The 22,402-nt window shown below is 47.6% G+C and carries 17 protein-coding genes; 6 read left to right on the forward strand and 11 right to left on the reverse strand.

The genetic code is table 11. From position 1 onward, the window contains the following. Nucleotides 1-87: 87 nt before the first annotated feature. Nucleotides 88-1,134 carry a thiamine-phosphate kinase gene (gene thiL / locus C8N47_RS14980; RefSeq protein ID WP_107823385.1) on the forward strand — a complete coding sequence of 349 codons (1,047 nt, stop codon included), beginning with the start codon at nt 88-90 and terminating at the stop codon, nt 1,132-1,134. Nucleotides 1,135-2,283: 1,149 nt separating this feature from the next. Here the strand turns inward: thiL and lpxA are convergent. Genes lpxA through C8N47_RS15000 form a run of 4 tightly spaced genes read right to left on the reverse strand, consistent with a single transcriptional unit; the run spans nt 2,284 to nt 6,825 of the window. Beyond that, nucleotides 2,284-3,066, reverse strand: coding sequence for an acyl-ACP--UDP-N-acetylglucosamine O-acyltransferase (lpxA, locus tag C8N47_RS14985; RefSeq protein WP_107823386.1), 783 nt, complete (start codon nt 3,064-3,066; stop codon nt 2,284-2,286). A 21-nt stretch (nt 3,067-3,087) separates the two neighbouring features. Beyond that, entirely contained in the window at nt 3,088-4,476 is a 1,389-nt protein-coding gene (locus C8N47_RS14990) for a bifunctional UDP-3-O-[3-hydroxymyristoyl] N-acetylglucosamine deacetylase/3-hydroxyacyl-ACP dehydratase (protein WP_245915726.1), read from the reverse strand. A gap of 14 nt (nt 4,477-4,490) precedes the next feature. Then, the gene (gene lpxD / locus C8N47_RS14995) at nt 4,491-5,537 is read right to left on the reverse strand and encodes a UDP-3-O-(3-hydroxymyristoyl)glucosamine N-acyltransferase (RefSeq protein ID WP_107823387.1); all 1,047 of its coding nucleotides are present in this window, start codon (nt 5,535-5,537) and stop codon (nt 4,491-4,493) included. Between the two features lie 37 nt (nt 5,538-5,574). After that, on the reverse strand, nt 5,575-6,825 hold the full coding sequence (locus C8N47_RS15000; protein WP_245915727.1) for an HD domain-containing protein: 1,251 nt from the start codon (nt 6,823-6,825) through the stop codon (nt 5,575-5,577). 208 nt (nt 6,826-7,033) lie between these two features. On the opposite strand from C8N47_RS15000, the gene rimP reads away from it, so the two are divergent. The 3 genes from rimP to infB all read left to right on the forward strand — a co-directional run bounded on the left by rimP (nt 7,034) and on the right by infB (nt 11,885). Then, nucleotides 7,034-7,495 carry a ribosome assembly cofactor RimP gene (gene rimP, locus C8N47_RS15005; protein ID WP_107823388.1) on the forward strand — a complete coding sequence of 154 codons (462 nt, stop codon included), beginning with the start codon at nt 7,034-7,036 and terminating at the stop codon, nt 7,493-7,495. A 12-nt stretch (nt 7,496-7,507) separates the two neighbouring features. Next, nucleotides 7,508-8,743 (forward strand): transcription termination factor NusA, encoded by a 1,236-nt coding sequence (gene nusA, locus C8N47_RS15010; RefSeq protein ID WP_107823389.1) that lies wholly within the window; start codon nt 7,508-7,510, stop codon nt 8,741-8,743. A 112-nt stretch (nt 8,744-8,855) separates the two neighbouring features. Next, the gene (gene infB, locus C8N47_RS15015; protein WP_107823390.1) at nt 8,856-11,885 is read left to right on the forward strand and encodes a translation initiation factor IF-2; all 3,030 of its coding nucleotides are present in this window, start codon (nt 8,856-8,858) and stop codon (nt 11,883-11,885) included. 1,014 nt (nt 11,886-12,899) lie between these two features. Here infB and gcvH read toward each other — a convergent pair. Further along, complete coding sequence (gene gcvH, locus C8N47_RS15020; RefSeq protein WP_107823411.1) at nt 12,900-13,280, reverse strand: glycine cleavage system protein GcvH; 381 nt, start codon at nt 13,278-13,280, stop codon at nt 12,900-12,902. Nucleotides 13,281-13,496: 216 nt separating this feature from the next. On the opposite strand from gcvH, the gene tsaE reads away from it, so the two are divergent. Further along, nucleotides 13,497-13,919: a tRNA (adenosine(37)-N6)-threonylcarbamoyltransferase complex ATPase subunit type 1 TsaE gene (gene tsaE / locus C8N47_RS15025; RefSeq protein ID WP_107823412.1), complete on the forward strand. Its 423-nt coding sequence runs from the start codon at nt 13,497-13,499 to the stop codon at nt 13,917-13,919. A gap of 53 nt (nt 13,920-13,972) precedes the next feature. After that, on the forward strand, nt 13,973-15,181 hold the full coding sequence (locus tag C8N47_RS15030; RefSeq protein WP_107823391.1) for an alanine dehydrogenase: 1,209 nt from the start codon (nt 13,973-13,975) through the stop codon (nt 15,179-15,181). Between the two features lie 369 nt (nt 15,182-15,550). On the opposite strand, the gene pulA is transcribed toward C8N47_RS15030, so the two are convergent. From pulA to C8N47_RS15060, 6 genes are all read right to left on the reverse strand, one after another. After that, nucleotides 15,551-17,488: a type I pullulanase gene (gene pulA / locus C8N47_RS15035; protein ID WP_107823392.1), complete on the reverse strand. Its 1,938-nt coding sequence runs from the start codon at nt 17,486-17,488 to the stop codon at nt 15,551-15,553. Nucleotides 17,489-17,495: 7 nt separating this feature from the next. Continuing rightward, nucleotides 17,496-18,017: a hypothetical protein gene (locus C8N47_RS15040; RefSeq protein ID WP_107823393.1), complete on the reverse strand. Its 522-nt coding sequence runs from the start codon at nt 18,015-18,017 to the stop codon at nt 17,496-17,498. Between the two features lie 912 nt (nt 18,018-18,929). Then, complete coding sequence (locus tag C8N47_RS15045) at nt 18,930-19,679, reverse strand: LytR/AlgR family response regulator transcription factor (protein WP_107823394.1); 750 nt, start codon at nt 19,677-19,679, stop codon at nt 18,930-18,932. Nucleotides 19,680-19,686: 7 nt separating this feature from the next. Continuing rightward, nucleotides 19,687-20,727 (reverse strand): sensor histidine kinase, encoded by a 1,041-nt coding sequence (locus C8N47_RS15050; RefSeq protein ID WP_107823395.1) that lies wholly within the window; start codon nt 20,725-20,727, stop codon nt 19,687-19,689. A gap of 5 nt (nt 20,728-20,732) precedes the next feature. Then, nucleotides 20,733-21,434: a LiaF transmembrane domain-containing protein gene (locus C8N47_RS15055; protein ID WP_170111414.1), complete on the reverse strand. Its 702-nt coding sequence runs from the start codon at nt 21,432-21,434 to the stop codon at nt 20,733-20,735. Nucleotides 21,435-21,482: 48 nt separating this feature from the next. Then, on the reverse strand, nt 21,483-21,884 hold the full coding sequence (locus C8N47_RS15060) for a hypothetical protein (RefSeq protein ID WP_107823397.1): 402 nt from the start codon (nt 21,882-21,884) through the stop codon (nt 21,483-21,485). Nucleotides 21,885-22,402 lie beyond the last annotated feature (518 nt).

Consider the following 22,402-nt stretch of genomic DNA (forward strand, 5'->3'; position numbering starts at 1 on the left):
TTAAACTATTATTGCAAAGATAGACAAGTAAGCTTATTTTTGCATTTTGAATGCATAATTCACACTTCAACATCTGATATTTAAAAAATGGATAATAAAAAAGCAACTCCTGTTTCCACCCTGGGTGAATTTGGATTGATTCATCACCTGACCGACAAGATTGAACTGCAAAATGCCAGCTCCCTGAAGGGCGTTGGAGACGATGCTGCCGTGCTGGACTATAAAAGCAAGCAACAAGTGGTAACCACCGATTTATTGCTCGAGGGCATCCATTTCAACCTGATGTACGTTCCCCTGAAACACCTGGGATATAAAGCTGTAGTTGTCAACCTGTCGGATGTTTATGCGATGAATGCGACTCCCCGCCAGATCACTGTTTCAATTGCGCTGTCGAACAAGTTTTCGGTTGAAGCCATCGATGAGCTCTACGAAGGCATTCAGCTGGCCTGCGACAAATACGGCGTGGATTTGGTTGGCGGCGACACCACCAGCTCACTGACCGGTCTGGTGATTAGTATAACGGCCTTAGGCGAAGTGGACGAAGGTCAGGCAGTGTACCGGAACGGCGCTCAACTGAACGATCTGGTGTGCGTATCGGGCGACCTGGGTGGTGCCTATATGGGGCTTCAACTGCTGGAGCGCGAAAACGAAGTTTACAAGGTAAATCCGCAGGAACAACCCCAACTGGAAGGTTACGACTACATCCTGGAGCGGCAGCTGAAACCGGAAGCCCGCCCCGACATTCTCAAAGCCTTGCAAAAACTGGAGATTAAACCAACGGCCATGATCGACCTGTCGGACGGCCTGTCGTCGGATCTGATGCACATCTGCACCCAGTCGAATGTAGGCTGTATGATCTACGAGGAAAAAATTCCGCTCGATTACCAAACCAAGCGTTTTGCCGATGAGCTGAGCATCAACCCACTGGTGGCAGCACTGAATGGCGGCGAGGATTACGAGCTCCTTTTCACCATCCCTATTGCCGACCACGAAAAGATTAAGAATGATCCCGACATCACCGTCATCGGCCACATCTGCGAGGCCGACAAAGGCCTGAACCTGGTAACGGGTATGGGATCGACCATCGAGCTGCAAGCGCAGGGCTGGAACCACCTGAAGAAAAACGAAGAATAACAAACGATAAGCACTACTAAAACGACTTCCGCCACCATGCCGGAGGTCGTTTTTTTTTGTAAAAGTCTACCACGCAAAGACACTAGGGCACAATGTAAATAACTGGTTTTGATTAGATGTGGAACGACAACCCGACAACTTTTGAAAACAACGACAACAGTCTAATTGATAAAACCCTAAACTTTCATCACTGTTGGTGATTCCCCGGAATCATGTAGGTTTTTTCTGAAAGTCTCTTCGGGTGATGTGGTTTCCAAACCGCATCTGGGATGTATTGAATAGGGGTTCAGCTTCAACCGGTAGCCAGGCTTCTTTTGTAGCAAACCAGCGCTGATGAGAGTTGCCCAAAAACTGGCTGTTTTTCACCCCTACTTTTGCGCAATTCGGATATTTTGTCCTACCGGACGGGTTTTCATCTTTGGCTTGCCCCAAAGACGAAACAGAAAACGCAAGGCTTATTTTTATCTTCAGGTGTCAGCTTCCGAAAGCTAAGTTCAGCCGGGTGATCTCCTTCTGTCGGCGGAGCTTCCCGGATTCACTAAGCTTCCGGTTCACCTCTCACCATCGATAAAAAGTAGGCCGGTCCCGCTCCGAACGAGCTTCCGTCCTCTCTTAAATGCCTTCTGCTGTCTTCCACCACTTTCATTCCTATTGGTGATTCCCCGGAATCATGAAGGTTTTTTGCCGCAGATCGCCGGGTATTCGGACGGATTGATGGGTTGAAGGATCGAAGGATTGATGGGTTGAGGGGTTGAGGGACCAGCAACCAGCAACTCGCCAGCCTGAAAGGTCAGGTCAACTCAGCCCGGGATAGAACACCTCCACACCACCTTTCGATGTTGGGAAAAGCGCCGATGCTACTGACTATGAATTTCCAATAACCAATATTCAAGATCGAATAACCAATTGAGACGCTCTGTGGAACTTTGTGTCTTCTCCGCGTCCTCCGCCTTTTCGTATTTTAACCACAAAGGCCCTAGAGGAGACACAAGACTTGCCCGATTCATCGGGAGCACGCAAAGAGGACAGATGGAACCAGCAACCAGCAACCAGTAACCAGTAACCAGTAACCAGTAACCAGTAACCAGCAATAAAAAGAGGTTACCAACCGGCAACCTCTCTCTTTCATATTTCTATTTCAAACGGCAATTAGTCCGGGAAATAACCCCGGATGATGCCACGTTTGGAATCTTTCACAAACATCAGAATCTCATCGCGTTCGGGAGTCGCCGACATTTCAGCTTCGATAATCTCGATCGCCTGAGTGGTATTCAAGCCTTTCTGATAGATATACCGGTAAATTTCCTGCACATCGCGAATTTGATCGTTATTAAAGGCACGACGACGCAAACCAATCGAGTTGATGCCCACATACGAAAGCGGCTCACGGCCAGCCTTCACAAACGGAGGCACATCCTTACGCACCAGCGAACCGCCGGAGATCATGACATGGGTACCAATATGCACAAACTGGTGCACAGCCGACATACCACCGATAATCGCCCAATCGTCAACAGTAACCTCACCGGCCAGCTGGGTGCTGTTAACCAGGATGACGTGGTTACCAACAAGACAATCGTGTGCTACGTGCACATAGGCCATAATCAAACAATTGCTGCCGATAACGGTCTTACCACGCGCGGTAGTTCCGCGGTTTACGGTTACACATTCGCGAATGGTAGTATTATCGCCAATTTCAACAGTTGTATATTCGCCTTTAAACTTTAAATCTTGCGGAACGGCTCCGATTACAGCGCCCGGGAAGATCCGACAGTTTTTCCCGATACGTGTTCCGGGCAAAATGGTAACATTGGAGCCGATGCGTGTACCTTCTCCAATAATAACATCCTTGTCAACGGTAACAAATGGCTCAATAACCACATTGTCGGCCACTTGCGACTCGGGATGTACGTAAGATAATGGTTGTTTCATTTTCTATTGTTTCAGTCTTTTTTAGTTTTTAACAATTTGCGCCATAAACTCGCCCTCTGCAACTAAAGTCTTGCCAACATAGCATAAACCTTTCATATTTGCAATACCTCTTCGGATTGGGCTCGTGAGTGTTATCTTGAATATCAACGTATCTCCCGGCACTACTTTCCTTCTGAACTTCACATTATCCACCCGGATAAAGTAGGTTGAATATTTTTCTTTCTTACTATGCAATACATAAAGTCCTCCGCACTGGGCCATGGCTTCAATGAGCAATACACCCGGCATAACCGGCTCTTCCGGGAAATGGCCGGCAAAAAAAGGCTCATTCACCGTCACATTTTTCACACCAATGATGGAGTCGTCTGTGATCTCGGTAATCTTGTCGACCAGCAGAAACGGGAAGCGATGCGGAAGCGCTTCTTTAATCTGATTGACATCCATCACCGGTTGAATTTCGGGATCGTATCCCGGAATCTGATTGCGTTTGCTGTTTTGGTATTCCTTCTTCAGCAGCTTGGCAAACTGGGTATTCACCCCATGCCCCGGCTTGGTAGCAATAATGCGTCCTTTAATACGAACACCGGCTAATGCCAGGTCGCCAATCACATCCAGCAGCTTGTGCCGCGCACACTCGTTTTCGAACTGCAGATCCAGGTTATTCAGGATCCCGGAGTCTTTCTGTACCTCTACCCGCTTGTGATTAAACAAGTCGGCCAAACGATCCAGCTCTTCCTGCGACACCTGTCGATCCATGATCACAATGGCATTGTCCAGGTCGCCGCCTTTAACCAGGTTATGCTGAAGCAGAAACTCCAGCTCGCGCAGAAAAACAAAAGTCCGGCAGGGAGCAATCTCCCGGGCAAAATCGGCCATGCTGTCCAGCGCTGCAAACTGATTGCTCAGTACGCTCGAATCGAAAGCAATCATCGCATTCACCCGATAATCGTCATCAGGCAGGGCAATCAACTCCGATCCGGTTTTGGGATCGCGATAAACAATTTTTTCTTTGATCTCAAAACAGACACGCTCAGCATTTTGCTCAACAACGCCTGCTGCTTCTATCGCCTCCACAAACGGACGGGCACTGCCATCCATAATCGGCATTTCCTCATTATCGATTTCAATGAGCACATTATCCAGGTCCATGCCAACAAGGGCGGCCATGGCATGCTCAATGGTACTCAGGCGAGCCCCGTCTTTCTCCACCACTGTTCCCCGCGAAGTGTCACCAACCAAATTGGCATCAGCCTCAATGATCAGCTGACTGTCCAGGTCAACACGTTTAAACTTGAATCCGTGATTTTCGGGTGCCGGTTTAAAAACCGCCGTGACCACACAGCTTGTATGCAGGCCTTTCCCACTAAGCGTAAACTCCTTAGCGAGGGTCTTTTGTTTCTGTATCATCATTCTTATTCCGAAGTTTACTCTTCGTTTAATTTAGCTTTCAATGCTTTCAATTCTTTCTGTAATTGTTCCACAGTAGTTTTCAGCTCCGGCAAGCGGCGCGTAACCACAAAGGCTTTCAGAGCGCGGTCGTGATCCATCGCCGGTGAGCCCAGCAAGGTCTTTCCGTCTTTCACATTATTGGTAATACCGGCCATTGCCCCCAGAGTTACCCGGTCGCCAATGTTCAGGTGTCCGGCAATGCCAACATGTCCGGCAACAATACAGTTTTTTCCAATCTTGGTCGATCCGGCCACACCGGTCATCGCAGCCATAACGGTATTTTCGCCAACTTCACAGTTGTGTGCAATCTGAATCTGATTATCCAGTTTGGCACCCTTGCGAATAATCGTCGAGCCCATGGTTGAACAGTCGATGGTGGTATTGGCACCAATCTCCACATCGTCTTCAACAATAACGTTGCCCACCTGAGCAATCTTTTTGTACGATCCGTCGGGCGTTGGTGCAAAACCAAAACCATCGGCACCAATTACAGCACCGGCATGGATAATACAATTGTCACCAATAACACAGTCGTCGTAAATTTTTGCACCCGAAAAGATGATGGTATTGACACCAATCCTAACATTATTACCAATGTAGGCTTGCGGATAAATTTTCGATCCGTCACCAACGGTCGCATTTACGCCAATATAAGCGAATGCACCGATATAGATATTATTTCCCACCGTAGCTGTTGAATCGACAAAAGCAGGCTGTTCAACACCAAACTTTTGAGGTTTGGCCTGTTGATACAGGTCCAGTAAAGCAGCCATCGACTGGTAAGGATCTTCCACCCGGATGAGTGTACACTTAACCGGTTTTTCCGGTTTGAATTCATTTCGAACCAACACAATTGATGCCTTGGTATCGTAAATGTATTTCTCGTATTTTGGGTTAGCTAAAAAAGCCAGGGTTCCCGGCTTTCCGTCTTCAATTTTAGAGACATTATTCACGCTAACATTTTCATCGCCCTCGATTGTACCTTGCAGAAAATCAGCGATGGTGATTGCTTTAAATTCCATATTTTTATTCTTGGAGCGCTGCAAAAATAGGTTTAATTTACCTAATGTCCAATTCTTTCGGATAGCACACAAAATATTTCCGAACTGTGTGCGCCAACCCTGACAAATTAATATCAGAAGCCTCGTTTATCTCACAAATTTTACCGTCTTTCTGCAAAATATTGATGCGATTATCACCGGCCGCATAAGCATTGTTGGTAATGGAGTCGTGAACCAGAAAATATCCCATCTCCGAATCATCCACCTGAAAGCGGGCTGATATCCCCTTCCTAATTACAGTTAATTCACTATCTGTAAACTCCTTATCCTGCAATTTAATCCGATACAACCGGCGGTTAATCAAGCAAGACGACAGATAAGCCAAAATCGGATCCTTTTCGTATTGCCATTGTTTTATGGATGCAATAACATCGTCGTCCTCGAGACTTGCAAAAACCGATAACAAGGGACGACCAAGGAAATTCTCACCTTCCCGCAGTTGCTCCAGCGTAACCTTATTCTCCAGGAAGACCGATAAGGCGGGGGTCGCAAACAACCGAACGCCCGACAGCGACAGCTCCTTGGCCCGTTTCAACACATTCACCAATAAAAATTCGGCCGACAGCACCGTCTTATGCAGATAAACCTGCCAGTACATCAGCCGCCGGGCAATCAGAAATTTCTCAATCGAATAGATTCCTTTGGCTTCAACAACCAGTTCATCATTGCGAACATTCAACATGCGGATAATCCGGTCCGATCCAATCACCCCTTCAATGACGCCGGTAAAAAAACTATCGCGCCGCAGGTAATCCAGGCGGTCAACATCCAACTGGCTGGCCACCAACTGGTGCAAAAATCGCTTCGGGTATTCGTTCTTAAAAATCCGGATAGCCATCGACAAACGACCGTCGAACTGCCGGTTTAAATCCTCCATCAGCAGCACCGAGATATCTTCATGCACCAAGCCCTCTACAATAGAATACTCCAGCGCATGCGAGAATGGCCCGTGCCCGACATCGTGCAACAAAATAGCCACCGTCACCGCTTCGGCCTCCTCCTCGCTAACATCGACCCCCTTGATACGCAGGTCGTTGATTGCCGAGCGCATCAAAAAAACCGCTCCTATGGCGTGCTCAAAACGCGTGTGATTGGCGCCCGGAAAAACAATGCACGACAAACCGAGCTGCTTAATCCGTCTTAACCGCTGAAAATAGGGATGTTCGATCAGGTCGAAAATCAACTCCGACTGGATGGTGATAAATCCGAATACCGGATCATTAATAATCTTCTTCTTGTTTATCTTCAAACTACTGAAGTATTCGTGAATGAAATATGCTTCAAAAATAGAAAAACTTTTCGTTCCTGTTCCGAGCTGCATTTGAACAAAAACATTCCTGAAAACCAAAAACTTCGGGATTTTGTAGTTTCAAAGCTTTTTTATATTTTTGCGTCGACAAATCAGATCATCCACAGGATAGGGGACCGAAAGTCCCCTATTTTATTAGCCATACCAAATGATTGACAAAAGCAAAATCATTACTTTAATTGAAGAAAAGCTAACTGAAGACCAATTTATTGTCGAGGTTGAAGTTAGCCCGGCTAATCAGATTTCAGTCCTGATAGACAGCGACAAAGGAATCTCCATCGACGACTGCATAACCATCAGTCGCCAAATTGAGGGCAACCTGGATCGCGAAGAAGAAGACTTCGAACTGCAAGTTTCGTCAGCAGGTCTGGGATTGCCGTTTAAAGTTTTCCGCCAGTACGTTAAAAATACGGGGCGCGAGATTGAAGTGGTCTTGAAAGACGGACAAAAACTGGAAGGGATTTTAAAGAGTGTTCAGGAAACCTCCTTCGAGCTTGAAACGTCAAAGAAAGAAAAAGTTGAAGGCAAAAAGAAAAAAGAACTCGTTACCCGAGTGCACACCATTGCTTTCGACGATGCGAAAACAGTAAAAAATATTATAAAATTTTAAAACCGGGGCAAGATGGATACGATTAATCTTATCGATACCTTTTCCGAATTTAAGGACCTGAAAAATATTGACCGGGTCACAATGATGAGTGTTCTCGAGGATGTTTTCCGTAATGTTTTGCAAAAAACTTACGGCACCGACGAAAACTTCGACATCATTATTAACATTGATAAAGGTGACTTTGAAATCTGGAGGAACCGGACGGTGGTAGCCGACAACGAAATTACCGAGCCCAACCTTCAAATTACGTTGAGCGCAGCCAAAAAAATCGACGAAGATTACGAAATCGGTGAGGAAGTTACCGACGAAGTAAAATTGCACGAATTTGGGCGTCGTGCGATCTTAAACCTGCGTCAGAATCTGGCCAGCCGGATTTTGGAATTGGAAAAAGATCATATCTATAATAAATATAAGAGCAAAATCGGCGACATTGTAACCGGTGAAGTCTATCAGGTCTGGAAAAAAGAAATCCTGATTCTGGATGACGAAGGCAACGAGCTGCTGTTACCCAAACAGGAACAAATTCCTTCGGATTACTTCCGCAAAGGCGATGCCCTGCGTGCCGTGGTCTACAAAGTTGACCTGCGCAACAACAGCCCGGTCATCATCCTGTCCAGAACATCACCGGTATTCCTGGAACGCTTGTTCGAATTGGAAGTACCCGAGATCTTCGACGGACTGATTACCATCAAAAAGATTGTCCGCATTCCGGGCGAACGCGCCAAAGTGGCGGTTGAATCCTACGACGAACGCATCGACCCGGTTGGTGCCTGCGTAGGGATGAAGGGATCGCGTATTCACGGTATCGTGCGGGAGTTGAGAAACGAAAACATCGACGTGATCAACTACTCAACCAACCAACAACTATACATCCAGCGCGCACTGAACCCGGCAAAGATCTCGAGCATCAAACTGCACGAAGATCTGAAACGCGCCGACGTATACCTGAAACCGGACGAAGTGTCCTTAGCGATTGGTAAAGGTGGCTTAAACATTCGACTGGCCAGCCAACTGACCGGATACGAAATTGACGTGTACCGCGAAATGGTGCCCGACGAAGAAGATGTTAACCTGGACGAATTTGCCGACGAAATCGAAAGCTGGGTGCTCGACGAGCTTAAAGCCATTGGTTGCGACACTGCCAAAAACGTCCTTACCATGAGCCGTACCGACCTGGTTAAACGAACAGATCTGGAAGAAGAAACCATCGACGAGGTGCTGCGGATTCTTCGTTCTGAGTTCGAGTAAGAGTTGATGTAAAATTCACCTTTTGCCTGTCAGGTTTTAAATAAATTGAGTAAAATTGCAGTGTTTTTGAGCCCCGGCTCGAAACCGCTTTTAAAAATAAGAGATTGGGTTTATGACAATTGGCAAGAAAAATACGCGACTGAATAAGGTAGCAAGAGAATTTAACGTGGGTATTCATACCATTGTTGAGTTCCTCCATAAGAAGGGATTTGACGTGGACAACAACCCCAATACCAAAATTCCGGACGATGCCTATCATCTTCTGGAAAAGGAATATAAGAATGATATTTCTCTGAAAAAAGAAGCAGACAACATCAACTTACGCAGTCAGCGAAACAAAAAAGAAACCATCACTTTGGACGACGTACAGGACGACAGTAAGGAGGATTCGTCGGAGGAAGATGATTTCCAACAGGACGAAATCCGCATTACCGACCATAGCAGTTCGAAGCAAGATTTGCCAATTAACAAACCCAAGAAGCAAGAACCGCAAGCGGAACCGACCAAGACGTACAGCACGCCATTGGAAAAACCCAAAATTTTAGGAAAAATCGACCTTGACGCTGCCAAGAAGCCGAAAAAGGAAGAACCAGCCCCAGCCAAAGCTCAAGAAGAAAAGCCGGCTGAAGCGCCTAAAAAAGAAGATAAAACAGTAGAGCTCCCGAAAATGCCAAAAACGGAAACAGCTGCTCCCCCAAAAGCAGAACAGCCAGCCGCCAAAGCACCGGAAGCCAGCCCGGAAAAAGCCGATGCTCCCCAAAAAGAGGAGGAACAGCCCAAACCGGCAGAAACGGAACAAATGCCAACCAATATACCAAAAGTAGAAGAAGTGAAGGTTGTCGGAAAGATCGACCTTTCCAGCATCAACCAAAAAACTCGACCAACTAAAAAGTCGAAAAAACAAAAAGAAGACGAACGTCGCGAGCGCGAAAAACAAAAGCGTCAGGCTCAGGGAGGCAACAAAGCCAACCAGGCTGGTGACTCTAAAACGCCCGAACACCGCTCCAATGTCAACCGTCTTTCCGGTCCAACCGTTGTTGGAAAAATTGACCTCCCCGACAAGCAAGGACGAAGCGGCGGTCAGGGTCAAAACCAACAAAGCGACCAAAAGAAAAAACGTCGTCGTATTCAAAAAGACGGACCCGGAAAAATTGCTGTGGGTAACAAACAGCAAGGCGGCCATCCCCGACCGGGCGCTCCCCGGCCTAAAAAACGACCGATTAAAACAGAGGTTAGTGAAGAAGATGTACAAAAGCAAATTAAAGATACATTAGCTCGTCTGACCTCCGGAAAAGGAAAATCCAAAGGATCAAAATACCGTCGCGACAAACGACAAGCAGCCAGCGATAAAGCAGCCGCTGAGTTTGAAAAACAGTCGGCCGAAAAAAATATTCTGAAAGTAACCGAGTTTGTGTCGGTTGCTGAACTGGCTACCATGATGGATGTCGGGGTCAACGATGTGATCTCAACCTGCATGAGCCTGGGCTTATTCGTATCCATCAACCAACGCCTCGATGCGGAAACAATGTCGGTTGTTGCCGATGAGTTTGGCTTTAAAGTTGAATTCGTCAGCGCCGATATCATCGAAGCCATTGAGGAAGAAGATACCGAGCCGGATGAAGTTCACCCACGAGCTCCGATTGTTACGGTGATGGGACACGTTGACCACGGTAAAACATCGTTGCTCGACTACATTCGTAGCGCCAACGTAATTGCCGGTGAGGCCGGAGGGATCACCCAGCACATTGGGGCATACAACGTAACTCTCGAAAGTGGTCGCCGAATCACCTTCCTGGATACACCGGGTCACGAGGCCTTTACAGCCATGCGTGCTCGTGGTGCTCAGGTAACCGATATTGCCATCATCATTGTTGCCGCCGACGACGACATCATGCCGCAAACCAAGGAGGCCATTAACCACGCTCAGGCAGCTGGTGTGCCCATTGTTTTTGCCATCAACAAAATTGATAAGCCGGGCGCGAACCCCGAGAGAATCAAAGAAGGACTGGCTCAGTTAAACTTCCTGGTTGAAGAATGGGGTGGAAAATACCAATCGCAGGATATTTCAGCCAAACAAGGAATTAACATCGAAGAGCTGCTCGAAAAAGTATTGCTCGAGGCCGAGATGCTGGAACTGAAAGCCAACAAAGAGAAACGTGCCACAGGTGCTATTATCGAATCGTCGCTCGACAAAGGGCGCGGTTATGTGGCCACCCTGCTGGTTCAAAACGGAACCTTACGCCAAGGCGATATTGTGCTGGCCGGACAATACCACGGTCACGTAAAAGCCATGTTCAACGAGCGTAATCAACGTATTCAGGAGGCAGGTCCTTCCGAACCGGTGATCATCCTGGGTCTCGACGGAGCGCCACAGGCCGGTGATAAGTTCAACGTCATGGAGAACGAACGCGAAGCACGTCAGATTGCCAACAAACGCGAACAGCTGGCCCGCGAACAAGGCTTACGTACGCAGAAACATATTACCCTCGATGAGATCGGCCGTCGTATTGCTATCGGTAACTTCCAGGAACTGAACCTGATTGTGAAAGGTGACGTGGACGGATCAATCGAAGCACTTTCCGACTCACTGATCAAGCTGTCGACCGAAGAGATTCAGGTGAATGTTATTCACAAAGCTGTGGGTGCAATCTCCGAATCGGATGTCATGCTGGCCACTGCTTCCGATGCCATCATCGTCGGCTTCCAGGTGCGTCCTTCCGTTCAGGCTCGCCGTGTTGCCGAGAAAGAAGAAGTGGATATCCGCCTGTACTCAATCATCTATGATGCCATTGAAGAGATTAAATCGGCCATGGAGGGTATGTTATCACCCGAAATTAAAGAAGAGATCGTTGGTACCGCCGAAGTACAGGAAACCTTCAAGATTACCAAAGTTGGTACGGTTGCCGGTTGTATTGTACGCGACGGAAAAATCATCCGTACAGCAGCCCACAAAGTTCGGGTTATTCGCGATGGCATCGTGATCTATACCGGAACATTAGGCTCCCTGAAACGCTTTAAAGACGACGTCAAAGAAGTGGCCAAAGGTTACGAATGTGGTCTGAACGTGGATGGCTACAACGACATCAAAATTGGCGATATGATTGAAACCTTCCAGGAGGTTGAAGTGGCCAAGAAATTGTAAGAAATATTTCACATCGCATACAAATCCGGTTCTTTCGAGAATCGGATTTTTTTTTGCAAGTCCCTTCGGGTGATGCGCCTGTCTGCGATAGACAGGATTTCCAAACCGCACCTGGGATGCTTTGAATGTCGATTCAGCTCCAATCAGGAGCCACGACTCATTTGGTAGCAAACCTGAGCTAATGGGCTCTGTTCCAATCCTTGCTGCTTTTTCGATTTCTACTCTTGATCCAAAAGGAACCTTGTCCTACCGGACGGGTTTTCATTTTTGTAGTGACACAAAAACGAAACAAAAAGGTCATGGCTGATTTTTATCTGCAACCGCTATCTTCCGGAAAGCTAAGTTCAACCGGGTGATCTCCAATCCGGCAGCTGCCGGAGCGGAGCTTCCCGGGTTCACTAAGCTTTTCGTTTGATTTCGGTCACGATAAAAATAGGCCAACCGGTTCCCAACTTTTTCTCATTGATCAGAAGACCTTCTTGCTGGTTGATAGCGTTTTGGATGACAACCCGACAACTTGTGAAAACAACGACAACAGCATCGTCGAAAAAAACCTAAACTTTCATCCCTGTTGGTGATTCCCCGGAATCATGTAGTTTTTTTTTGAAAATCGCGGGACACCACGATGCCACGCCGCCGGATCATCAACTGACTCTGGTGATGTATTGTTCGACAACCACGACAACTGAAAATCCAAAACGGAACGATCTCCTATGAGACGGGCTCTCATTTTTCAGCAATGGCTTTAGCCAATTAATTTAGGAAGCACGAAAGACGACAAAAAGATTGTACCGTCCTGTACGGCAAGGAATTTTGCACAGGGATGACGTTAAGCTCCCCAAATAGTATCCCTCCGGGATCGCAGGCAGCAATTGCTGCGCCTATCACCGTCGATAAAAGTAGGCCTGCCGCATCACAACGCCTTCAAATCATCAGCTACATCACCACAAGTCCGGGCAAAAAAAATCCCCGTAAGCAAAGCTTCGGGGATCAGAAAATATAGCATTTTTTCGCTTAAGCTTCCAACATAGCTTGATAAGCTGCGGCATCCATCAAATCGTCCAGCTGAGCAGCATCTTCGATTTTCAACTTGATCATCCACCCCTCGCCATAAGCATCTTTGTTGATTAACTCAGGGCTATCTTCCAGCGCCTGGTTAAACTCCAGGATCTCGCCGCCAACAGGCATAAACAAATCCGACACTGTTTTTACAGCCTCAACAGTACCAAAGGTCTCGCCCACTTCAAGCGTCTCGCCGACGGTTTCTATTTCAACAAAAACGATATCACCCAACTCTCCTTGCGCAAAATCGGTGATACCAACAACGACTGTATCGCCTTCAACACGAACCCACTCGTGTTCTTTCGTATACTTCAAATTTTCAGGAAGATTCATAATTGCAAATTTCTTTGTTTTGTTCAAAAGTAACACATTTTTCTTTAAAAAACCTGTAACAAAATCAGCTGTTGTAAAAAGTCACCGATAAAATAGAAAATTTCAAAAAACATCAACCCAAACGGAAGCTTGCCGATTGATGCTCAGAAATCAACAACCCGGAATCAGCAAAAATCATCAGAACTTTATTATTTTGCAGGCATTAATTTTTCAACTATGTTTTCAATTGAAATAAAGACGCTGGAGGATCTTCCGAAGGTCGCCAAAGCGTTTATCGAGACCTTTAAAGATGAGCGTCTATTCGCCTTCTACGGGAATATGGGAGCCGGCAAAACCACCTTCATCAAGGCACTGTGCCGCGCTATGGGGTCCACCGACAACATTACCAGCCCAACCTTTGCCCTGGTGAACGAATACGATACGCAATTGCCGGAGAAAATTTATCACTTCGACTTTTACCGCGTCAAAGACATGACCGAGGCCATGGACCTGGGCTTTGACGATTATGTGGAGAGTGGCAACTATTGCTTTATGGAGTGGCCCGAGCGCATCGAACGGCTGCTGCCCGATCATCTGGTTGAAGTAAAAATTGAAGAAACAGGCCCGACAAGCCGATTGCTGACAGCCAATATCATCTAACAATTTGGCCATCTTAAGCAGAAAAACTAACTTGGTACGATAAGTTGCAAAACATGACAGATCAAGAGCACAAAGGCGGCTTGGCAAGTTGGTATATGCCGCAGGAAGAAATGCTGGAAATACGCCGAAAGGGGAAAAAAATTACCATTGGTATTCCCTCCGATTTCGACAAGGTGGAAGCCCGCGTACCCCTCACGCCCGAAGCTGTGGAGCTTCTGGTATCGTACGGGCACGAAATTTTTTTAGAAACCAACGCCGGGAAAGCCTCCAGCTACTCCGACGAAGAATACCGCAATGCCGGGGCAATCGTGCTCGAAAAAAGAGCCGACATCTTTCAATGTGATATTATCCTGCGCGTCTCCCCTTTCGACGCTGAGGATATCAATCTTCTCAAAGGAAATCAGACGCTGATCTCGAATATGCAGCTAAACACGCACTGCATGGAATCGATTCAGAAACTGATGCGTAAAAAAGTTACGGCCATCGCCTACGAATATCTGGAGAACGAAGATCATTGTCTGCCGGTGGTGCAGTTGATGAGCCAACTGTCGGGAGCCAGCTCCATCATGATTGCCAGCGAATACCTGAGCAACTCGCGCAACGGTAAAGGCGTGTTGCTGGGTGGAGTAACCGGTATTTCCCCCACCGAGTTGGTCATACTGGGAGCAACCACGGCCGGCGAATTTGCAGCCCGCGCAGCCATTGGCCTGGGGGCACACGTAAAAATTTTCGATAACGACATCTTCAAATTGCGCAAGCTGGAGGAAAAACTAGGCCACCAGGTGTTTACCTCGGTACTCTACCCCAATGTATTAAAGAAAGCGCTGAAGTCGGCCGATGTGGTACTGGGAGCCATGTCCATGAACTCGGCCCCCTTCTTCCGGGTGTCCAAAGAGATGGTTGCCAAAATGAAAAACGGATCAGTCATCATCGACCTGAATGTGAGCCAGGGAGGCTGCTTCGAAACCAGCCGCTGCACCGACCTGAAAAACCCAACCTATGTAGAAAACGGCATCGTCCACTTTTGCGTGCCCAATATTGCCTCGCTGGTTGCCCGCACAGCATCTATTGCCCTGAGTAATGTGCTCGCTCCGATTATCATTTCTATCGGCGAGATCGGAGGCATCCCCAACTACATCAAATCGACCAAAGGTTTCCGAAAGGGAATCTACATCTACAACGGTATCCTGACCAACAGCGACCTGGGCGAAAAACTCAATATGCCATCCAAAGATATTGACTTGCTGCTGGCCGTGTTTTAGATTGAATGATTGATGGACTGACGGATTGATGGATTGATGGACAAATCGAAGGAGTGAAGGATTGAAGGATTGAATGCCTGATGAACCAGCAACCAGCAACCAGTAACCAGTAACTAGTAACCAGCGACTAGCAACCAGCAACCAGTAACCAGCAACTAGTAACTAGCAACCATTAACAAATCGCCCGTTCTTGTTTTACCCGCTGACTCCCTAAAGAGAGAACCAACAAGGACTAACAACCAGCAACCAGTTGAAGAAAACGCCAGCCTGAAAAGCCAGGTCAATTCAGGCTGCTAAGCCCATCACTGTACTCTTGGCTATTTTGTCTCACTACTCACGACTCAAGACTCAAGACTCACGACTCATCCCCTACTGCACCAAGATCATCATCGAGATGGCAGGAACCTTTACCGCCTGCACCTTCACTTTGCGGATGCCTTCCAGCGCTATGTGGTTTTCCTCAGCCAACACGGTCCAGCCGGCGTCGTTGGGCAGATCAAACTGAAAAGCTTCTTTTCGGGCATTAAAGATAAACTGCATTTTCCGCCATCGTTTTTCCCCCGGATAGTCTTCAATGCGGTAAGTTACAACCCCCATCCGGTAGTCGGACGAGAACTTCAGGTGCTCGCGAATCAGATCGGAGCTTTCCATACGCAAAGCCGGCAAATCCTTACGCAGCCGTATCAAATCGCATACATAGCGAAACACATCTTCATACTTTTTCTTGCGCGACCAATCGAGCTGGTTAATGCTGTCGGGCGACTTATAGGTATTGTGCTCGCCATTTTTTGAGCGGCAAAATTCAGAGCCTCCGTGAATAAAGGGAATCCCCTGCGAAGTAATCACCAAGGCCAAAGCCAGCATCTGCATCTTCCGGATTTCGGCATCCGTAGCATCGGGACAGCTGTTGACAAGCTTATCGTAAAGGGTAAAATTATCGTGACAGGACACATAGTTCACCGTCTGCCAGGGTTGGCGTGCCCAGGCAAAAGCCGACTCTCCCACATAGCTGTACACAATCTGCGGATGATAACAGGCCGCTACAATGCCAAATTTGATCGACTCCTCGTGATACAAGCGGCCACTGACAAAGCCCTGGCCGGTGCCGTCGAAATTATTTCCTTTCAGGGCATCGCGAAAGTCATCGTTAAAGCAGGCCACCCGCTCCAGTTGGGAGATATTGCGTTTCACAGCCCGCATATTTTCATCCATCGGGCTACGGTCGGCCGTCCATCCTTCACCGTACATCAAGATCCCCGGGCGCAGCTTATCGAGTGCCAGCCGAACGGCATACATGGTTTCCAGGTCGTGCACGCCCATGAGGTCGAATCGGAAGCCATCAAAATGAAATTCCCGGGCCCAATACAATAGCGAGTCGATCATGTACTTACGCGCCATTGCCCGTTCCGAGGCAAACTCATTGCCGCATCCCGAAGCATTGGAAAAAGTTCCCGAGCGCGTTTGCCGGTAATAGTATCCCGGCACCGTTTGGTTAAACCACGAACGACGAATCAGCCCCGTATGATTATACACCACATCCATCACCACTGCGATACCGGCCTTATGCAGGGCAGCTACCAACTGTTTCAGCTCCTTAATTCGGGCAATCGTATCGGGATTGCTGGCATAACTTCCTTCGGGCGTGTTATAATTCAGTGGATCGTAGCCCCAGTTGTACTTTTTCAGCGGTTTGGTTTCGCCAACAGTCCAAAAGTCGAATACCGGCAACAGGTGTACATGCGTGATGCCCAGCTCTTTCAGATGATCTACCCCCGACGACAGCCCCTCGGCAGTACGGCAGCCCTCCTCGGTAAAGGCCAAATACTTGCCCTTGTTAGTCATCCCCGAGTTGGCAGCCACCGAAAAATCGCGCAGATGAATCTCGTACAACACGGCGTTCACAGCATTTTCGCAGGCAACAGGCCGATCATCATTCCAGTCCTCAGGGTTGGTCTCCGCAGGGTCGAAGAATAAGCCACGGCGCCCGTTAATCCCCACCGCTCGAGCATCAACTCCGGGAGTTTCATTCAGCCACTCTCCATCGTTCACCCGGATGGTATAATACAGGCCTTTGAAATGCCCTTCGCGCTCCAGTGCCCAGCATCCATGCTCTTCGGCGTGCATCCAGTAGCGGTGCAACGATTTTCCGCCCAAACTCTTGCGAAAAACTAGAAACTCCACCTTATGAGCCGTTGGAGCCCACACCCGCGCCTGGAAACCGGTCTCCGTCAAGCGAACACCCAAGTCGTCGCCCCCATACCAGGGGTAGGCTGAAAAATCAATATGGTTAAATCGCCAATCACGCATGATTCATTCAGTTTTTGCGGAAACGAATATACTTGCTGGTATAGTTCTGTCCGGATGAGTCTGCCAGCACAACTCGTGCCTTTCGAAATAAGCCGAGCGCCGGGTCATGTTGATGGAAAACAGCTAATTTGATCTGAAGTTCATACTCCCGGCCATTTTCCAGCCGTAAAGGATACTGTTCTGCTCCCCGGGCTCCTTTCAGCTTGAATTTTCGCCGCTTCAATCCTTTGCAAAACTCCAGCACCGGAGCATCAAAATCGACCGTCTTCCCGCTTTGATTGACAAGAAATAAGGTTAACACCTCCGGCTGATCTCCCTTATTGGCAATCAGGTGAACTTCCGGCCGCTTTCGCTTCGGCTTCTTCATGCCAGTCAGCTTAGGAGCAAAAGCTGCTCCGAGCAGTCCCAGAACGACCGCCAGTGCAAGCGACCAGAAAACATACAACATATAGCCATCGGGCTGTACCTGTCGTGCTCCGAAACTGCAAACCGGAACCATCAGGGCCAATATCAAAAATGTTTTTCGCATTATTTTCGCATCAATACAACAAATGTAAAAAAAGTGATCGGATGTTGGGGTTGACGGATTGAAGGATTGATGAACCCGCAACCAGAAATAATTTACAATTTAGCGATTTACCATTGACCATTGGAAGAAGTCACAGTCGAAGTCACAGTCGAAGTCACAGTCACAGACTACTGGATTGTTGGATTTTCAGATTGCTGGACCGATGGACGAATTGAAGGAATGAAGGATTGACTGAGTCTCAGTCTCAGTCTCAGTCGCAGTCTCAGTCGCAGTCTCAGTCGCAGTCGCAGACTACTGGATATTCGGATTACTGGATTGACGGAAAAATTGAAGGAATGAAGGATTGATGAACCAGCAACCAGCAACCAGCAACCAGCAACCAGCAACCAGCAACCAGCAACCAGCAACCAGTAACCTGTAACCAGCAACAAATCGCCCGTCCTTGTTTTTCCCTCTGACTCCCTAAAGGGAGAACCAACAAGGACTAATAACTTAAGCCTCAAGCTTCACGACTCACGACTCAAGACTCAAGACTCACATTTCACCCCGCCGGGGTATTTCTCGGCGATCCTCGGGGTCTTCTTTGCGCCCTTAGCGGTTAAATTTACTGGATTGCCGGACTCTCGGATTGTTGGATATCGGACTAACGACAAATGACAATCATTGACAACTCAAGACTCAATCCTCAATTGCGACGGTGCTTTTTCCAACATCGCGGGATCGGCAGGGGGATTTTCTTTGAATTTCCAATAAACAATATTCAATATTGAATAACCAATTGAGACGCTCTGTGGAACTCTGCGTCTTCTTTGCGCCCTTAACGGTTAAATTTACTGGATTGCCGGACGACTATCGATGACAACAAATGACAACTTCTATCTCGTTGCTCGCCACTCCCGACTCATCCTAAATCTAAAAATCGAGGGCTTCTTTCAGATTTTTGTAGCCCGACTTACTCACCTTCAGCTTGGTTTTATCTTTCAGAATAACCACGTACGACTCTTTCTCATACTGCTGGATCTCCTCGATTTGCGACACCCGTACAATATAGGATCGATGAATACGAATAAACTCGTGCGGATCCAGATGGCTCTCGAAAAACTTCATGGTGTTTTGCTTCATCTGCCGCCCTTCATCGGTATAAATCAGAACATAATCGTCCATCGACTCAATATAGCGAATCTGCTCGATGGGGATGATGTGAATCCGGTGCCGGTCTTTCACCACGACCCGATCCAGGTATTCCTCATCGGCATACTCACTCAAACGGCTGATGCGTTGACTCTGCTCCTGTGCCTGTCCGCGACGCTCCACGACTTTATCGATGGCGGCGCACATCCGCTCTTTCGAAAACGGCTTCAACAGATAATCTATAGCGTTGATCTCGAAGGCTTTCAGCGCATACTGGTCGTAGGCCGTGGTGAAGATGATTTCGGGCTTGTGATCCAACAGCTGCAACATCTCGAAACCTGTGATCTTGGGCATCTGAATATCCAGGAACACCAGGTCTGGCTTCAACTCATTAATTTTTTGAACTCCTTCGAAGCCATTCTCGCATTCACCAATCAGTTGCACCTTCTCGTGGCCTTTCAGGTACGATTTTAACAGGTCGCGAGCCAGTTCTTCATCGTCAACCAGCAGTACGTTTAATTTTTCATTCATGGTCCGTTTATTTTTGGGGAAGCATTAATTCTACTTTAAAACGTGTTTTCAGGTCGCTCACCTGCAACAGCCCCGGGTTACCGTAAATCAGTGCCAGCCGCTGACGGATATTGCGCAAGCCGATCCCTTCACCCTTATGCTTCTTACTTTTCGGATCGTACTCATTTTCAATGCTAATCCGGAAGAAGCCCTGCGCCGGCTCACAACTCATCACAACATCCACCGGTTCTGTAGCCTCGTAAACACCATATTTAATGGCATTTTCGAACAAAGGCTGCAAAATCATATTGGGTATTCGAGCATTCAGGCATTCTTCCGAAACCCGAAAAACAGGGTTCAGCTTTTTACCGAAACGTATTTTTTCAATCCCAAGATACAGTTTGATATGATCCAGTTCATCCCGGAGGGCCACTTTTTCTTCGCGATTGTGTTGCAGCGAGTAACGCATAAACGATGACAGGTTAATCACCATCTCCTGCGCCTTTTCGGGGCTGCTCATGGTTAAGGAGGAGATGCTGTTCAAACTATTAAACAGAAAATGGGGATTGATCTGCGACTTCAAGGCATTCAGCTCGGCATCGCGAACCAGCATCTTCATCTCCGCCTCACGTTTAATACGGTCTCTCAGCGAGTTATAATAATTCACCGCATAAAAAAACACCACATAACCGGCATATAATAAGTAGCCGGTAAGCACCTTGGAGGGCAGCGATCCCCAAATAAAATTGACATGACTTTGCTCAACCATCTTAATAAAAATGTAGCTTAGGTAAAGCCAGATGGCATTCATGATAGAGGCCGCCACAAAGTGAAAAAGAATGTTCTTGAGCCAATCGTTTTCGTCCAACCGGTTATATTGAATGATAAACCAGATGCTGGATCCCATAATCGGGTAAAGGATGAAGATCACAAAGGAATCGATGACGGCCAGATGGTAGCTGATGTCGTACCAAAAAGCCTGGATCAAAAAATTCAGCACGCCAATGACCAACCAAAAAACGATATAGTAGATACTCAGCAGGCGGTTATTGAGGAAGGGATGCTTCATAGCCGCTAAACGTGTTTGATTTCGACCCCGCCAAACAGCGTAATTCCCTTAATGACCACCGTTTTGGCCGGATCCAGCTGCCCCTGTTGGAAACTGTCGCCCCGCTTATCGGTAAAAGCGCCGAAGATGGTGGTTATCTCGTTGCGCACATTCCAGTCGGGTGGTACTTTCAGCCCCGTGCCACCAAACAAACAGGTACAATCGATCACTGCTCCCTCGGGCGCCAGTCCGGCTTGCCGAAAATCATATTCAATACCGCCAAACACCGAGGTGGAACGTCCTCCTCGCAATTGCTTGGAAGTGATGAAAATCTCGCGTCCGCCAAAGATGACAAAGTCATCAAACTCGTCGAATGTCTTCCCTTCAACGCCATGATACAGCTGCCGGTGTCCTCCGCGCTGCCGGTACACCAGGGCAACGCCCACCAGCACGAGCAAAGCCGGCCAGTACACGCGCCGAAGCTCATAAGGAACATCAAAAATCTCGGGAAGGATAAAAAATGTTCCCACACCGATTAGAATAATGCCTTTGACCTGACTACCGTTTCGCAACATGATGGCACCGATGGCAATCAACAACATCTGCCACGAAATCAGGATGTCCGTCAAGCTCCAAGGGATCAGGTTTAACCGTTGTAGCATTAAAATAGCCCCTACGGCAATAAAAATCATCCCCACATAAAAACCTTTATTTGCTCTTTGTTCCATGTTCTTCATTTTTCAATCCTTCCACATCAAGCACTTCAATTCTCAAATTTAAAATAAACTTTTTAGCAGCACCACCCCAATAACGATGAGGACCACCGGAAAGAAGACCACCATCAGCACACCTGGAATTGCCAAATCGGGCAATAAAAACAACAGGGCTATCAGCACCACCAATCCCCCCACCTTCCGTCGTCCGCTAACCAACAACAGACCGGTAATAACCAACAAGATCGGCAACAGATAGTCGCCCAACTTAGTACTTAAAAAATGATAAATTTCATACAGGGTGTCCCGGAAGAACTCCCAACCAGGCAGGTAGGCTCCCAGCCCGGTCTCCTTCGCAATCCAATAGAGCCCAACAACGATGAAGATAATCCCCAAGGCTGCACCGCCACTCTTCCGCTCCTTCTCCCCCTCGGGCTGCTGCTTTTTCCATTCCGGATGATCCATACGACTTCCTTTTTAAATTTTCATTCAAAAATAGCCCATTTCTTTAGGAACAGTCATCGCCGATCGGTCAAATAAAGCAGCGAATCGGTAAACGGATCGAAGGATGTTTGGATTGATTGAAGGATTGAAAGAAGTCGCAGCCAGTGATAATTTACAATTTAACGATTTACCATTGACAATTGGAAGAAGGCACAGCCAGGGATAATTTACAATTTAACGATTTACCATTGACGATTGGATGAAGGCACAGTAGACGGATTACTGGATTTTCAGATTGAAGGATTGAATGCCTGATGAACCAGCAACCAGCAACCAGCAACCAGCAACAAATCCCCCGTCCTTGTTTTTCCCTCTGACTCCCTAAAGGGAGAACCAACAAGGACTAGTAACTCAAGCCTCAAGCTTCAAGTCTCAAGACTCAAGACTCTATTGCGGCGGTGCTTTTTCCAACATCACGGGATTGGGAGGGGATACTTTCCCCGGGGTGCCATTCCCTTCGGTCATTTGCCCCTAGCTGA

The organism is Mangrovibacterium marinum, assembly GCF_003046625.1.
In the GTDB taxonomy this organism is placed as follows: Bacteria; Bacteroidota; Bacteroidia; order Bacteroidales; family Prolixibacteraceae; genus Mangrovibacterium; species Mangrovibacterium marinum.